Origin of the sequence: Streptomyces sp. NPDC002795, from assembly GCF_042888725.1 — a bacterium.
Lineage (GTDB): Bacteria > Actinomycetota > Actinomycetes > Streptomycetales > Streptomycetaceae > Streptomyces.
On sequence record NZ_JBIAQB010000010.1, the window covers coordinates 365,857 to 381,027 of the forward strand.

Consider the following 15,171-nt stretch of genomic DNA (forward strand, 5'->3'; position numbering starts at 1 on the left):
TCGGGGGCGGGTGGTGTGGTCTCGGTGGGGCGTCTTCGTCGGGCGGGGCGGAGGTCGCGTCGCGGACCTGGTCGCGGTGCGGAGCGGGGGTCGCGTCACGGACCTGGTCGCGGTGCGGAGCGCGGGTCGCCTCGCGGAACCGGACACCGCGCGGGATGCCGGTCGCCTCGCGGCATCGGCCACCGCACGGAGCACAACCCACCGCACGGCCCCAGACACCCCACGAAGCACGTCCCGCCCCGCAGAACCGGACGCCGCACCGGGCTCCGCCGGACTCGCGGAGCCGGGCTCCGTGCGCCATGACGAGCGCCTCGCGGAGTGCGATACCTCGCGTCCCGCAGGCCCGGTCTCCCCACGCCGCCGGGCCGGTGTACCAACCGTGTCGGGGGTCATCGGGCGCCCTCCAACACCAGGTCGAGGACAGCGTGTTCGTCGAGGTCCGTGGCCGGGGACTCGTGGATCACGCGGCCCTCTCTGAGGACGAGGACCCGGTCGGCGAGGCCGAGGACCTCGGGGACCTCGCTGGAGACGAGGAGGACGGCGAGGCCCTCGTCGGCGAGGCGGCGGATCACGGCGTACAGCTCGGCGCGGGCGCCGACGTCGACGCCGCGGGTCGGCTCGTCGAGCAGCAGCACCCGGCAGCCGCGCAGCAGCCAGCGGGCGAGCACCGCCTTCTGCTGGTTGCCGCCGGAGAGCGTACGCACCGGCACGGAGGGGTCGTCGGGGCTCAGGGAGAGTTCCCGGGTGGCGCCGAGGGCGGCCTCGCGCTCCCGGCCGCGGTCCAGCCAACCCCCGTACGAGAAGCGGGACATGGAGGAGACGGAGACGTTGCGGGTTACCGATTCGAGCATCAGCAGGGCCTGCGCCTTGCGTTCCTCGGGGGCGAGTCCGAGCCCCGCGCGGACGGCGGCGCGGACGCTGCCGGTGCGCAATGACCGTCCGCCGACCTGGATCTGACCTGCCGTCGGTTTGCGTGCTCCGTAGATCGTCTCCAGGATTTCGGAGCGGCCGGAGCCCACGAGTCCGGCGAGGCCGACGATCTCGCCGGGGCGGATGTCGAGGTCGAGCGGTGCGAACTCCCCTGTGCGTGTGAGGCCTTGGACCTTCAGGACGGGTTCCGTGTGCGGCCCGGTGTTGGGCCGGTCCGGGAAGACGTACTCGACGTTGCGGCCCGTCATCAGGGAGATGATGTCGCGGGTCGGGGTCTGTTCGGCGGGCAGGCCGACGGCCACCGCCCGGCCGTCCTTGAGGACGGTGACGCGGTCGCCGATGCGGCGGATCTCCTCCAGGCGGTGGGAGATGTAGACGACGGCGACGCCCTCGGCGGTCAGGTCGCCGACGATCCGGAAGAGGTTCTCGACCTCGTCGGGGTCGAGCGCCGCGGACGGCTCGTCCATGACCATGAGCCGTACGTCGTGGGAGAGCGCGCGGGCCATGGAGACGATCTGCTGATGGGCGGCGGGCAGGTCGCCGACGAGCCGCTCGGGGTCGATCTCCGGGTGCCCGAGCCGCCGCAGCAGCGCGGCCGCCCCGGTGCGGGCCTCGCGCCCCCGCACGACGAATCCGGCGGAGGTCGGCTCGTGCCCGAGGAACACGTTCTCGGCCACGGACAGGGCCTCCACCAGGTCGAGTTCCTGGTAGATGGTGGCGATGCCGAGGCGCATCGCGGCGATCGGCGAGCGCAGCGCGACCTGTTCGCCGCGCCAGGTGATGACACCGTCGTCGGGTTGGTGTGCCCCGGCGAGGACCTTGATCAGAGTCGACTTCCCGGCGCCGTTCTGGCCGAGCAGACAGTGCACCTCCCCGGCCTGGACCTCCAGGTCGACGCCGTCCAAGGCGCGCACGCCGGGGAACGACTTGGTGATGCCGGACATGGTGAGCAGCGGTGGTGGTGCGGTGGCCGTATCGGGTCCCATGACGGTTCCCCTCGGGGCGGGTGCGGACCGGTTTCAGGGCAGGGCGGTGCTGAGCGCCGTACAGGGTGTGCGTGGAACAGCGTGGAGCGGCTGGGCTTACGCGGGTGAGAACAGGTGATCGCTGATCAGTCGGGCACCGCCGGTCACTCCGGCGGTGGGCCCCAACTCCCCCAGGACAATGGGGAGGTTGCCGGTCGCCAGCGGGAGTGACTGGCGGTAGACCTGGGTACGAAGGGCGGCCAGCAAGGTGTGGCCGAGCCCGGTGACACCGCCGCCGATGACGACGAGTCCCGGGTTGAAGAAGCTGACGAGGGACGCGATGACCTGCCCGGTGCGGTTGCCGCCTTCACGGATCAGTTCGAGGCAGGTGGTGTCGCCGGCCGCGGCGGCCGCCGCGACATCGGCGGCGGTGAGCCGGCCCGCGCTCTCCAGGCGGGTGGCGAGTTCCGCGGAGCGTCCGTCGCGAGCCGCCGCCTCGGCGTCACGCGCGAGCGCGGCGCCGCTGAAGTGTGCTTCCAGGCAGCCCTTGTTGCCGCAGGCGCACTGCCGGCCGTCCTGGTCGACCCGGATGTGCCCGATGTCGCCGGCCGACCCGGTGGTGCCGCGGTGGACCTCGCCGCCGACGACGATGCCGCAGCCGATGCCGGTGCCGATCTTGACGCAGAGGAAGTCGCTCGCCTGCCGGGCGACGCCCGCGTGCTGCTCCCCCATCGCCATCAGGTTCACGTCGTTGTCGACCATGACGGGGCAGCCCAGGTCCTGGCTGAGCGCCTCGCGGACCGGGAAGCCGTCCCAGCCGGGCATGATCGGCGGCGCGACCGGCACACCTTCGGGGAACCGCACCGGCCCCGGTACCCCGATGCCCGCGCCGTCGAATCCCTCGGCGAGCCCGGAGGCCCGCAATTTGGCCGCCATGGCCAGGACCGTCTCGAAGACCGCGACGGGACCTTCGCGTACATCCATGGGCTGGGCGATGTGGCCGAGGATCTCCAGCTCGGCGTTGGTGACGGCGACGTCGACCGAGGTCGCGCCGATGTCCACGCCGAGGAAGCGGAGCGAGGGGGCGAGCCGGACGTTGTGGGAGCGGCGGCCGCCGCGCGAGGCGGCGAGTCCGTCGGCCACCACGAGTCCGGTGTCCAGGAGCCGGTCCACCTCGACGGCGAGCCGCGACCGGGACAGTTCCACCTGATCGCCCAGCTGGGCGCGGGAGTTGGGGCCTGCGTCGCGCAGCAGCCGCAGCAGTCGCGCCTGGTGCGCGTTGGCGGGTCGAGCCGTCATACGTCTCACGTGCCCCTCCCCGCCGCTTCGGGCCTCTTTGGGTGGTGGTGCCGTGTGCTCGTGTTCGTCTTTCGATGGGGAACGTAGCAGCGCCGACCCGGCGCGGGAAGAAGTTGCGCGGGAATTGCCCATGACTTTCTCCGGTCACAGGACAAAGCCTGTTCCTCCACCGCTTACGTCTTCGGCGCCCGCCACAGCGTGACGTCGGCGGTCAGGAAGCTGATGCCCGGCTTGTCCCACAGGGCGGTCGACTTCGTCTGCACGACGAGCAGTGCGATGTCCCCGGCGGAGTTCTTGACGCAGATCTCGCTGCCGCCCGCGGCCGCGGCCAGCGGGAGTCGGTGGCTCTTCTGGCCGGTGACGGCGAGGCTGCACGCGTCGCGGTCGGCGCCCGGCTTGTCGTAGAGGAGGGTGAAGACACTGGTGTCGCTCTCCAGGGCGCAGCCGACGTCCTCGCACACGAAGCGGATGTCGCCCTTGCCGCCGGTCTTGCGCTCCTCCGGGTCACGGGTGCTGAGCGAGTACTTCTCGTCCAGCCACCGCCCGGCGTAGGCCTCCGCCCGCGGCGGCCCCGAGGCGGACGGCGAGGCACCGGCCGTCTCCGTCCCGGAGTCCGCCGCCCCGTCCTCGGAGTCGGCCACCTGCGCGGACGCGGCGGCGGACGGGCTCCCGGACGCGCCCGAGGCGTCCCCGGTCCGCGTCGTGCCGGATGTGCCCGACGTGCTGCGGGACCCGGACGCCTCCCGGTCGCGGGTGCCGCCCGGGCTGTCGGCCACGAACCAGGCCAGTCCGGCGGTCAGCAGCACTCCTGCCGTCATCGCCGTGGCGACGAGAGCCGTTCTGCGCCGGCGGGCACGCCGCTCCTGCGGCGTCGGGGGCCGCTCGGGCGGCGGCGCGAACACCTGCGCGGGGTCCGGCAGCGTCGGGGCGAGCGGCGGCGAGGCGGCGGCCCGGACGGTGACCGCGGCGGCCGCCGGGTCCGGCACGGTGGCGACCGACGGAGGCGGAACCGGCACGTTCGACCCGGCGAACTCCCGCCATACCGCGGGGCTCGCGCCGCCGCCCAGGCTGCGCCGGCACCACGCGACGATCTCTTCCGGCGTCGCCCGGTCCTCGGGCCGCGCCTGGAGGCACCGGTCGAGGATCGGCCGCAACTCCTCGGGCAGCACGGACAGATCGGGTCTCTCGTGCACGATCCGGTAGAGCACGCCGACCGACTGGCCCTCCCCGTACAGCGGCGCGCCGAGGGCCGCGAACGCGGCGGTCTGCCCCAGGGCGAACACGTCGGTGGCGCTGCTCACCCGCCCCGCCATGGCCTGCTCCGGCGCCATGAACTGGGGCGTGCCGACGGCGGATCCGGTGACCGTGCTCGACGTCAGGTCGGCGGCGACGGAGATGCCGAAGTCGATGACCCGCGGCCCGTCCGCGGCGAGCAGGACGTTCGACGGCTTGAGGTCACGGTGCACGATGCCCGCGCCGTGGATGGCCTGCAACGCCTCGGCCACCGCGGCCATCAGCCACAGCACGGCGGGCACGGGGAGCGGCCCGCGTCGGGCGACGGCCGCCGCGAGGGAGGGGCCGGGCACGTACAGCGTGGTCAGCCAGGGGGGTGCCGCCTCGGCGTCGGCGTCGATCAGCTCGGCGGTGTAGGCGCCCCGCACCCGCTGGGCCGCCTTGATCTCCCGGGCGAAGCGCCGCCTGAACGCGGGGTCGTCGGCCAGTTCGGGGCGCACCACCTTCAGAGCGACCGGCCGGCCTCCCCTGGTGTGCGACAGATAGACCCGGCCCATGCCGCCCGCGCCGAGCCGGGCGGCCAGGCGGTATCCGCCCACCGTCGTCGGATCGTCCGCCCGCAGCGCCTGGAACACCTCATGCGTGCCGTCCACCGGTACTCGCCCCCACGCCTTCACCCCATGCCGTCGGCCCCCTGACCGACGGTTCCCGCGAGCAGCGTAGACGCAGAGGCGTGGTGCCTGAGCACCGGGAACGGCGAAGTCCCGCCGGTGTCAGGCCTCGTCGCGGTGGTGGTACGTCTCGCGGGTGTGCTCGGTGTGGGCGCGCATCACGGCGGTCGCCTTCGCCTCGTCGCGCGCCGAGATCGCCTCGATCAGCTGCCGGTGCTCGATCCAGGACTGCTTGCCGCGCTGGCGGGCGACGGGCTGGTAGTACCAGCGCACCCGGCGGTCGACCTGGCCCGCGAGTTCGCCGAGGACCACGTTGCCCGCGAGTTCCATGACCTTGGCGTGGAACGCCGCGTTCGTGGCGACGACCAGGTCCACGTCCCCGTCGGCGACGGCCTGCTCGCCCTTGGCGCAGAGCGCCTCGAGCTCGCCGATGCCGGTCTTGCCCGCGTTGGCCGCCGCGAGCCGGGCGGCCTCGGCCTCCAACAGCGTACGGACGCTGAGGAGTTGGTCGGCCTCCTCCTCGGTCGGATCGTGCACGAACGCGCCCTGCGCCGGACGCAGGTCCACCCAGCCCTCGGTGTTCAGCCGCTGCAACGCCTCGCGCACCGGCTGGCGGGAGACCCCGAGGTGGCCGGCGAGTTCGCTCTCGACGAGGTGCTGGCCGGGCTGCAGGGCCCGGGTCGTGATCAGTTCGAGCAGCGCCTCGTAGACCCGCTCGCGCAACGGTCCGGGGCGCTCCAGCTTGGGCACCGCCCCCTGCGGCAGTCCTGTGGACAACATCGCGGTCCCCCTCCTGAGCTTCGGCATCCGGCAGGCCGTCTCCGGCGGATCGAGTTCCGACGGATTGGCTTTGGAATACAGTTTACCGAGCGCAATCGCTACGGCTAGGGCGAGTTGGCCTCGTCACACTCTGTTTCCGTACACCGGGGTCCGACGCCGGGTCACGGGCAGCGGACCACCTGGCCCGCGTACGAGAGGTTGCCGCCGAAGCCGAAGAGCAACGCGGGCGCCCCGCTGACCAGTTCGCCGCGCTCGACGAGCTTCGACAGGGCGATCGGGACGCTCGCGGCCGAGGTGTTGCCGGAGTCGACGACGTCCCGCGCGATCACCGCGTTCACGGCTCCGATCTTCTCCGCGAGGGGCTCGATGATGCGCAGGTTGGCCTGGTGGAGGACGACCGCGGCGAGGTCCGCCGGTTCGAGTCCCGCCTTCGCGCAGGCCTCGCGGGCCAGCGGCGGCAGCGAGCGGGTGGCCCAGCGGTAGACCGACTGGCCCGCCTGGGCGAAGCGGGCCGGCTCGCCCTCGATGCGTACGGCGTCGCCCATTTCGGGGACCGAGCCCCACAGGACCGGGCCGATCCCCGGCTCCTCGCCCTCGGCACACGGCTCGACGACCACGGCGCCCGCCCCGTCCCCGACCAGGACGCACGTCGAGCGGTCGGTCCAGTCGGTGACGGCGGACATCTTGTCGGCGCCGATGACCAGGGCGCGCGTCGCAGCCCCGGCGCGCAGCGTGTGGTCGGCGGTGGCGAGGGCGTGCGTGAAGCCCGCGCACACGACGTTCAGGTCGAGCGCGGCCGGGGACGGGATGCCCAGGCGGTGGGCGACGCGGGCCGCCATGTTCGGGGAGCGGTCCACGGCCGTGGAGGTGGCGACGACGACCAGGTCGATCTCGTCCGCTGTCAGGCCGGCCGCGGCCAGCGCCTTGGCGGCGGCGTGCGCGGCGAGCTCGTCGACGGGCTCGTCGGGGCCCGCGATGTGCCGGGTCCTGATGCCGACTCGACTGCGGATCCACTCGTCATCGGTGTCGACCATGCCCGCCAGTTCCTCATTGGTGAGGATCTTGGCGGGCTGGTGGTGCCCGATGCCGACAATGCGCGAACCGACCATGGAGGCCCCCTCGTGAGCTGCGGATCCTCCAGTCTGGTCAGCGACTCGCGAGTAACCGGTGGCGGCCAGTGACAGGAAAGTGCCGTTTCACTTGGAGAGTTCTGCTGGAGCCGCCGGGCCGGTCACGCGAATTCACCCGGTGAACAACTGTGTGGCCTTTTGCACCAGTTCGTACACTCCGTACGCGAGCGGCAGCCCGACCCACAGCCAGGCGATGGCGATCAGGCCGCGCCGCTCAGGCGCGCTCCTTGCGGTCTCCGGCGGCGGTGGCGGCGTCGTCGATGTCATCTGCGGGCTCCCTGGGGGCGGGGACTACGTGGTGGCGGGCGTGCACGGGACGTACCAGTTCATTGGCGACGAAGCCGACGACCAGCAGGCCGATCATGATCATGAGCGAGAGGCCGTACAGATTGGCGCCGTGCTTGCCCGCGCTCTCCTGGCTGTCGGCGACCCAGTTGACGATGAGCGGGCCGAGGACCCCCGCCGTGGACCAGGCGGTGAGCAGCCGGCCGTGGATGGCGCCGACCTCGTACGTACCGAAGAGGTCCTTCAGATACGCGGGGACCGTCGCGAAGCCGCCTCCGTAGAAGGAGAGGATCACGAGGGCGCACAGCACGAAGAGGGGCTTCGACGAGTCGCCCCACAGGACGATGAACAGGTACATCAGGGCGCCCACGCCGAGGTAGACGCGGTAGATGTTCTTGCGGCCGATGAGGTCGGAGGTGGAGGACCAGCCGATGCGGCCCGCCATGTTCGCCGCGGAGAGCAGCGCCACGAAACCCGCGGCGGCGGACACGGACACCGGGGTGCTGGTGTCGGCGAAGAAGTCCGTGATCATCGGCGCGGCCTTCTCCAGGATGCCGATGCCCGCGGTCACGTTCATGGTCAGGACGACCCACAGACACCAGAACTGGGGCGTACGGATCGCCTGCTTCGCGGAGACCTGCGGGCCGCTGACGGCGACCTGCCCGGCGCCCTCACCCTGCCGCACCTGTGGAGCCGGCTGCCTCGGAACGCGGATGAGCAGCACGCCGAGCGTCATGAACACCGCGTACGCGAGCCCGTGCACCAGGAACGCGAGCGCGATGCCGCCGCTGTCGGCGCCGAAGGAGTCCAGCATCTGGGCGCTCCACGGGGACGCGATCAGCGCACCGCCGCCGAAGCCCATGATCGCGATGCCGGTGGCCATGCCGGGCCGGTCGGGGAACCACTTGATCAGCGTGGAGACGGGCGAGATGTAGCCGATACCGAGGCCGATACCGCCGACGAAGCCGTAGCCGAACACGATGAGCCAGTACTGCTCCGTGGCGGCGCCCAGCGAGGAGAGCAGGAAGCCGGAGGAGAAGCAGATGAGCGCGACGGTCATCGCCCAGCGCGGCCCGTTGCGCTCGACGAGCGTGCCGCCGAAGGCGGCCGAGAGGCCGAGCATCACGATGCCGAGCTGGAACGGCAGCGCGCTCTGCGTGCCGCTCAGCCCGAGCGCCGACTCCAGGGGCGGCTTGAAGACGCTCCAGGCGTAGGCCTGGCCGATGGAGAGATGGACGGAGAGCGCGGCGGGGGGAACGAGCCAGCGGCTCCAGCCGGCCGGCGCGACGGGGGGCCTCATGATCCCGAACGTATGGCAGCGACAAGGCAGTTGGGAACCCCCTTTGCCCAGCACCTTGTCGACGAAGGTGACGGCTTCCATACTGTAGGCAATATCCCGCCCAGTGGCGGCATGGAGGCGACGGCGTCCGTCCGGGTCCGGTACAGGAGAATGGGACCGGACGCACACCGGCCACCACCACAGCAGCGATGAGGACGTATCGGGACATGGGACGAGTCACGGAACGACGCAAGGTGATCCGGATACGGGACGGACACGTCTCCACGCGGCCCGACACCCTGGTCGCCGAGGAACCGCTGGAGATCCGACTGAACGGCAAGCCGCTCGCCATCACCATGCGCACCCCGGGCGACGACTTCCCGCTCGCGGCCGGCTTCCTGGTCAGCGAGGGCGTCCTGGGATCCGCCGACGACCTGCAGAACATCGTGTACTGCGCGGGCGCCACGGAGGACGGCAGTAATACGTACAACGTGGTCGACGTGCGGACCACGCCGGGCGTCGTCCTGCCCGACATCACCCTGGAGCGCAACGTCTACACGACCTCGTCGTGCGGCCTGTGCGGCAAGGCGAGCCTCGACGCGGTGCGCACCACGGCCCGGTTCCCGATCGCCGACACTCCCCCGCTCCGGATCGCGCCCGAGCTGCTCTCCTCGCTCCCCGACCGGCTCCGCGCGGACCAGCGCGTCTTCGAGCGGACCGGGGGGCTGCACGCGGCGGCGCTCTTCGACGAGGAGGGGCAACTCGTCGACATCCGGGAGGACGTGGGGCGGCACAACGCGGTCGACAAGCTCGTCGGCCGGGCCCTGCAGAACGATGAGCTGCCGCTGTCCCGCTCGATCCTGATGGTCTCGGGCCGCGCCTCGTTCGAGCTGGCACAGAAGGCCGTGATGGCGGGCATCCCGGTGCTCGCGGCGGTGTCGGCGCCCTCGTCCCTCGCGGTGGACCTCGCGGCCGAGACGGGCCTGACCCTGGTCGGCTTCCTGCGGGGCAGCTCCATGAACGTGTACGCGGGTGAGGACCGGATCGCCCTGCACGCCGCGGCCACACCCAGCTGAGCCGCCGCGCATGCGGGGCCATGAGCGGGCATCGACGCGGCGCGGGAGACGGGCGCCGCTGATCGCCCTGCTCGCCGCGCTCGTCCTCGTACTGATCACGCTCGTCGCCCTCCCCGACCGGGAGGACGACGAGCGTTGTGCGCCCCGCGGTGTCACCTCGTGGTCCGCGGACAACCGCCTCACCGGCGCGTTCGCCCGCTACGGTGACGACGCGACGCGGCTCGACGACTGGACCGGCGGCGACGGTACGCACTCCGTGCGGCTGCCGGACGGGCGGCTGCTGTGGCTGTTCTCCGACACCTATCTGGGCGCCGTGAACCAGCCCCCGAACCCGGCCGGACAGCCGCACCCCTGGCGGACCGCCGAGGCGCCCTTCGTCCGTAACTCCGGGGTGGTGACGGACCGTTCGGGACGCCTCGACCGGACCGTGGCCGCGCCGCTGTTCCCGGACACGGCCGCCGGCGAGTGGCGCTGGCCGGTCGCCGCGCACGTCGAGGAGAGCGGCGGCAGGCAGGTCGTACGGGTGCTGCTGTGGACGCGGGCCAAGGGCACGGGACCGTACGTCTATGGGGTTCCGAACGCGACCGAGGTGGCCACCCTGTCGCTGCCCGACCTGCGGCTCGAAGGCATCACGCAGGTCCTCGACCAGCGGCAGGTGCGGGATCCGGCGCGGCGCGTGCTGTACGGGACGACGACCGTGGACCACCAGGGCTGGACCTATGTCTTCGGTGCCGACGACGGGCAGAAGGCCGTGCATCGCGCGTACGTGGCGAGGGTTCCGCGAGGGCGTCTCGGCGACGCGCGGGCGTGGCGGTACTGGGACGGCGAGCGGTGGGGCACGCGCGCCGCGCCGGTCCTGGGCGACGGCGGGCGCCGCGGCGTGGGCACCGCCTTCTCGGTGGTGCGGGACGCGGGAACGTACGTCCTGTTCACGACGGCGGCGGGCCCGGAAGGGCTGACGAAGGTCACCTCGTACTGGGCCTGTTCACCGACCGGGCCCTGGCACGGCCCCGCGAAGGCGTTCACGCCGCCCCTCCCCCGCGACGGGGCGAAGCCCTCGCGCACGGCGGCGTACAACCCGCAGGCGCACCCGGCGCTGAGCGGCGGCGGCCGGCTCGTCCTGAGCTATGACGTCAACTGGCTGGACGCCGCGCCCGCCGCCGCACAGGCGGAGCTCAGCCGGAACGTGTCGCTGTACCGACCGCGGTTCGTGTCTCTTCGGCTCGGTCCTCCAGCGTCCCGGTGACTTCGGGCTCCTCCGGATCCTTCGAGCGGCGCTTGGCGATGACCGCGCACACCATCAACTGCATCTGGTGGAAGAGCATCAGCGGCAGCACGGCGAGCGAGGCGTGCGCGCCGAACAGCACGCTCGCCATGGGGAGCCCCGCGGCGAGGGACTTCTTCGAGCCCGCGAACTGGATGGCGACGCGGTCGCCGCGGTTGAACCCGAGGGCCTTCGCGCCGTACCAGGTGACCGTCAGCATGATCGCGAGCAGCACCGCCTCGACGGCCAGGAGTCCGCCGAGGCGGACCGCGCTGACCTGGTGCCAGATGCCCTGCACCATGCCCTCGCTGAACGCGGTGTAGACGACGAGCAGGATCGAGCCCCGGTCGACGTAGCCGAGGACCTTCTTGTGGCGGGCGAGGAAGCCGCCGACCCAGCGGCGCAGCAACTGGCCCGCGAGGAACGGCACCAGGAGCTGGAGCACGATCTTGATGACCGAGTCGGCGGAGAAACCGCCGCCGCTGTTGCCGAGCAGTGCCGCCGCGAGCAGCGGCGTGAGGACGATGCCGGCGAGCGAGGAGAAGGAGCCCGCGCAGATCGCCGCCGGGACGTTGCCGCGCGCGATCGAGGTGAAGGCGATGGACGACTGGATCGTCGACGGGACGAGGGTGAGGAAGAGGAATCCCTCGAAGAGGTTCTGCGGCAGCAGTACGGGGACCAGGCCGCGGGCCGCGAGGCCGAGCAGCGGGAACACGATGAACGTGCAGGCGAGGACGGCGACGTGAAGCCGCCAGTGGCGCAGTCCGTCCATCGCCTCACGGGTCGAAAGGCGCGCCCCGTAGAGGAAGAAGAGGAAGGCTACGGCTGCGGTGGAGGCGCCGGACGCGACGTCGGCGGCGGCCCCTCGGGCCGGGAGCAGTGCGGCGAGGCCCACTGTCGCGATCAACGCCAGGATGTACGGGTCGATCGGCATCCAGCGCGGCCAGGTCAGGCGTTTCATTGGTTCCTTGCTCTCGGTTCACGTCGTGCCCTCTCCATAGTCCCCTCCTTGTTCTTGATCGGGAATCCTGCATACCGCTCTGACTGTCATCGCGTCGCGTGATGAGCGGGGGTACGGTTCGTGGCATGTACGACCCCGGACAGCTCAGGACCCTGCTCGCCGTCGCGCAGACGTTGAGCTTCACGCAGGCCGCGCGCCGCCTCGGCCTGCGGCAATCGACCGTGAGCCAGCATGTGCGGCGCCTGGAGGACGCGACGGGGCGCACGCTGTTCACGCGGGACACGCACTCCGTGGAGCTGACGGAGGACGGGGAGGCGATGCTCGGATTCGCGCGGCGGATTCTGGAGGTGCACGAGCAGGCGGCGTCCTTCTTCACGGGGACGCGGCTGCGCGGCCGGCTCAGGTTCGGGGCGTCGGAGGACTTCGTGGTGACCCGGCTGCCCGAGATCCTGGAGTCGTTCCGGGCCGAACACCCCGAAGTGGACCTGGAGTTGACGGTCGAGCTGTCGGGGACGCTGCACGCGCAGCTGGACGCGGGCAAACTCGATCTGGTGCTCGCGAAGCGGCGCCCGGAGGATCCGCGCGGCGAGTCGGTGTGGCACGACCGGCTGGTGTGGATCGGCTCCGAGCGGCTCCGCATCGACCAGGACCGCCCCGTCCCGCTGATCGTCTACCCGCCGCCGGGGATCTCGCGCGCGCTGGCCCTTGCGGCCCTTGAGCGGCACGGGCGGGCGTGGCGGATCGCCTGCACGAGCGGTTCGTTGAACGGGCTTGTCGCGGCGGCGCGGGCCGGGCTCGGCGTGATGGCCCACTCGCGCGGCCTCATTCCGCCGGGCCTCGTGCGGGTGCCGGACAGGGCGGGCCTTCCGGAGCTTGGCGAGGTCGACTTCGTGGTGCGCAGCGCGACCCGGGACGAGAGCGAGCCCGCGCGGGCGCTCGCGCAGGCGATCCTGGCGGGCGGGGACCGGCTGCACCGGAGTGCGCGATAGGCACAGTGGTAGCGTCCACCGGAACCGACTACTCCGTCTAAAAGACTCGGACGCCGGTCGGCGGTGACCTCTTTGCACAGATCCGATGGAGGGCCGTGAAGAGGCCCGGGAGATTACGCTCCCGAAACTTACTGCGGCGTAAGTATTCTGCCCAGCTCCACCCGTTGTGGGCCGTTATAAACGTCTGACCTGTGCAAATTCCGCGCACCTTCCGCCCTCCGCAGGCACTCCCACGGGGGCCCGAGGTCGGGTACCGTCACCGACGCTGTGCGGAGCGCCACAAGGAGCAACTTTGCGTGAGTTCACCAATCCCCCTGTGGCGTCGGCGCCGCTGGTCGGCGGCCTGGCCGACGCCGTGTTCGACCATGCCCTGGACACACCGGGACATATAGCCCTGGCTCGTAAGGACCGCCACGAGAAGTGGCAGGACGTCACCGCGGCCCAGTTCTGCGACGAGGTGATGGCCCTCGCCAAGGGCCTGCTCGCGCAAGGCATCCGGTTCGGCGACCGCGTCGCGATCATGTCGCGCACGCGCTACGAGTGGACGCTGTTCGACTTCGCGCTGTGGACCATCGGCGCCCAGGTCGTCCCCGTCTACCCGACGTCCTCGGCCGAGCAGGTCTTCTGGATGCTGTACGACTCCGAGGTGTCGGCGGCGATCGTGGAGCACGAGGACCACGCGATGACCGTCGCCACGGTCATAGGGCGGCTGCCCCAACTGCACCGCCTGTGGCAGCTCGACGGCGGCGCCGTCGACGAGATCACCGCGTCCGGCACCCACATCGACGACGAGACGGTGCACCGGCACCGCCGGGCGATCACCCCCGAGTCGACGGCCACGATCATCTACACCTCCGGCACCACGGGCCGTCCCAAGGGCTGTGTGATCTCGCACGGTAACTTCATGTACGAGGCCGACACGATGATCACGCGCTGGGAGCCGGTCTTCTCCTCCAAGCGCGACCGCACCCCGTCGACGCTGCTCTTCCTGCCCCTCGCCCACGTCTTCGGGCGGATGGTGGAGATCGCTACGATCCGCGGCGGCGTGAAGCTGGCCCACCAGCCGGAGCTGCGGGCATCCGCGCTCATGCCCGACCTCCAGTCCTTCCAGCCGACGTTCATCCTCGCCGTGCCGTACATCTTCGAGAAGGTGTTCAACGCGGCCCGCAGGAAGGCCGAGAACGACGGCAAGTCGGGGCCGTTCGAGAAGGCCATCGAGTGCGCCGTCAAGTACGCGGACGCGCAGGAGGCGAAAGCATTCGGCACGGGCCCGGGCCCCTCCGCATCGCTGCGCATGCAGCACTCGGTCTTCGAAAAGCTCGTCTACTCCAAGGTGCGTGCCGCGCTGGGCGGCCGGGTGCGGCACGCGATGTCCGGCGGCAGCGGCATGGACCGGCGGCTTGGCCTGTTCTTCGCGGGTGCGGGCGTCACGATCTACGAGGGCTACGGCCTCACCGAGTCCACGGCCGCCGCGACCGCGAACCCGCCCGAGCAGACCCGCTACGGCACGGTCGGCCAGGCGATCCCCGGCTCCAGTGTGCACATCGCCGATGACGGCGAGGTCTGGATCTACGGCGGCAACATCTTCCAGGGGTACCTCAACGACCCGAAGTCCACCGACGCCTCCCTGTACGACGGCTGGCTCGCCACCGGTGACCTGGGCTCCCTGGACGAGGACGGCTATCTCACCATCACGGGCCGCAAGAAGGAGATCCTCGTGACCTCCGGCGGCAAGAGCGTCTCGCCGCAGCAGCTGGAGGAGCGGGTGCGCGACCACCCGCTGATCGCGCAGTGCCTGGTCGTCGGCAACGACCGCCCGTACATCGCGGCGCTCGTGACACTCGACACCGAGGCCGTCGACCACTGGCTCGGCATGCGCGGCAAGCAGTCGATGTCCCCGGCGGACCTGGTGCGCGATCCGGACCTGGAGACGGAGGTGCGACGCGCGGTGGTCGCCGCCAACACCCTGGTCTCGCAGGCCGAGTCGATCCGTACGTTCCGGATCCTCGCCCACCAGTTCACCGAGGAACACGGCCTGCTCACCCCGTCCCTGAAGCTGAAGCGCAAGGCGATCGAGCAGGCGTACGCGGCGGAGGTCGACGCGCTGTACGGGACGGTGTGACCGCTCGGCGACCCGTATCCGACCTCCGCGGCGCGTGCGATCCAAGCCCCCGCGGCGATTGAGCGGCCGGGTGCGCAACCACGACGGGGCTGAGGCCGCGGGGCTCCGCCCCGGACCCCGGGGGGGGGGGGGCCCCGCGGGGGGGGGGGGGGGCCCGGGGGGGGCGCGGAGCGACAACAACACGGAA

Annotated in this window: 12 protein-coding genes; 4 read left to right on the forward strand and 8 right to left on the reverse strand. The window is 71.6% G+C overall.

Translation table 11 applies throughout. From position 1 onward, the window contains the following. Window positions 1-389: 389 nt before the first annotated feature. From ACFYWS_RS29840 to ACFYWS_RS29870, 7 genes are all read right to left on the reverse strand, one after another. Window positions 390-1,874, reverse strand: a complete 1,485-nt coding sequence (locus ACFYWS_RS29840) for a sugar ABC transporter ATP-binding protein (RefSeq protein WP_389281594.1) — start codon at window positions 1,872-1,874, stop codon at window positions 390-392. 138 nt (window positions 1,875-2,012) lie between these two features. Then, on the reverse strand, window positions 2,013-3,194 hold the full coding sequence (locus ACFYWS_RS29845; RefSeq protein ID WP_389281536.1) for an ROK family protein: 1,182 nt from the start codon (window positions 3,192-3,194) through the stop codon (window positions 2,013-2,015). 173 nt (window positions 3,195-3,367) lie between these two features. Next, window positions 3,368-5,080: a serine/threonine-protein kinase gene (locus tag ACFYWS_RS29850; protein ID WP_389281538.1), complete on the reverse strand. Its 1,713-nt coding sequence runs from the start codon at window positions 5,078-5,080 to the stop codon at window positions 3,368-3,370. A 120-nt stretch (window positions 5,081-5,200) separates the two neighbouring features. Next, window positions 5,201-5,878, reverse strand: a complete 678-nt coding sequence (locus ACFYWS_RS29855) for a GntR family transcriptional regulator (protein ID WP_389281539.1) — start codon at window positions 5,876-5,878, stop codon at window positions 5,201-5,203. 161 nt (window positions 5,879-6,039) lie between these two features. Continuing rightward, a complete protein-coding gene (locus tag ACFYWS_RS29860) occupies window positions 6,040-6,987 on the reverse strand; it encodes a beta-ketoacyl-ACP synthase III (protein WP_389281541.1) in 948 nt (315 codons plus the stop codon). 132 nt (window positions 6,988-7,119) lie between these two features. Further along, window positions 7,120-7,275 carry a hypothetical protein gene (locus ACFYWS_RS29865; RefSeq protein ID WP_389281542.1) on the reverse strand — a complete coding sequence of 52 codons (156 nt, stop codon included), beginning with the start codon at window positions 7,273-7,275 and terminating at the stop codon, window positions 7,120-7,122. Continuing rightward, window positions 7,223-8,593 carry an OFA family MFS transporter gene (locus ACFYWS_RS29870; protein ID WP_389281543.1) on the reverse strand — a complete coding sequence of 457 codons (1,371 nt, stop codon included), beginning with the start codon at window positions 8,591-8,593 and terminating at the stop codon, window positions 7,223-7,225. The genes ACFYWS_RS29865 and ACFYWS_RS29870 overlap by 53 nt, the downstream gene beginning before the upstream one ends. Before the next feature lie 206 nt (window positions 8,594-8,799). Here ACFYWS_RS29870 and fdhD point away from each other — a divergent pair, with 206 nt between their 5' ends. Together fdhD and ACFYWS_RS29880 are read left to right on the forward strand one after the other, a co-directional pair. Beyond that, entirely contained in the window at window positions 8,800-9,648 is an 849-nt protein-coding gene (gene fdhD / locus ACFYWS_RS29875) for a formate dehydrogenase accessory sulfurtransferase FdhD (RefSeq protein WP_389281545.1), read from the forward strand. A 10-nt stretch (window positions 9,649-9,658) separates the two neighbouring features. Then, complete coding sequence (locus ACFYWS_RS29880) at window positions 9,659-10,894, forward strand: DUF4185 domain-containing protein (RefSeq protein WP_389281547.1); 1,236 nt, start codon at window positions 9,659-9,661, stop codon at window positions 10,892-10,894. On the opposite strand, the gene ACFYWS_RS29885 is transcribed toward ACFYWS_RS29880, so the two are convergent. Further along, window positions 10,824-11,873, reverse strand: coding sequence for a bile acid:sodium symporter family protein (locus ACFYWS_RS29885; protein ID WP_389281548.1), 1,050 nt, complete (start codon window positions 11,871-11,873; stop codon window positions 10,824-10,826). The two genes, ACFYWS_RS29880 and ACFYWS_RS29885, sit on opposite strands and share 71 nt — an antisense overlap. 125 nt (window positions 11,874-11,998) lie before the next feature. Here ACFYWS_RS29885 and ACFYWS_RS29890 point away from each other — a divergent pair, with 125 nt between their 5' ends. Together ACFYWS_RS29890 and ACFYWS_RS29895 are read left to right on the forward strand one after the other, a co-directional pair. Next, window positions 11,999-12,862, forward strand: coding sequence for a LysR substrate-binding domain-containing protein (locus ACFYWS_RS29890; protein WP_389281550.1), 864 nt, complete (start codon window positions 11,999-12,001; stop codon window positions 12,860-12,862). A gap of 292 nt (window positions 12,863-13,154) precedes the next feature. After that, the gene (locus tag ACFYWS_RS29895; RefSeq protein WP_389281551.1) at window positions 13,155-14,984 is read left to right on the forward strand and encodes an AMP-dependent synthetase/ligase; all 1,830 of its coding nucleotides are present in this window, start codon (window positions 13,155-13,157) and stop codon (window positions 14,982-14,984) included. Window positions 14,985-15,171: the final 187 nt, after the last annotated feature.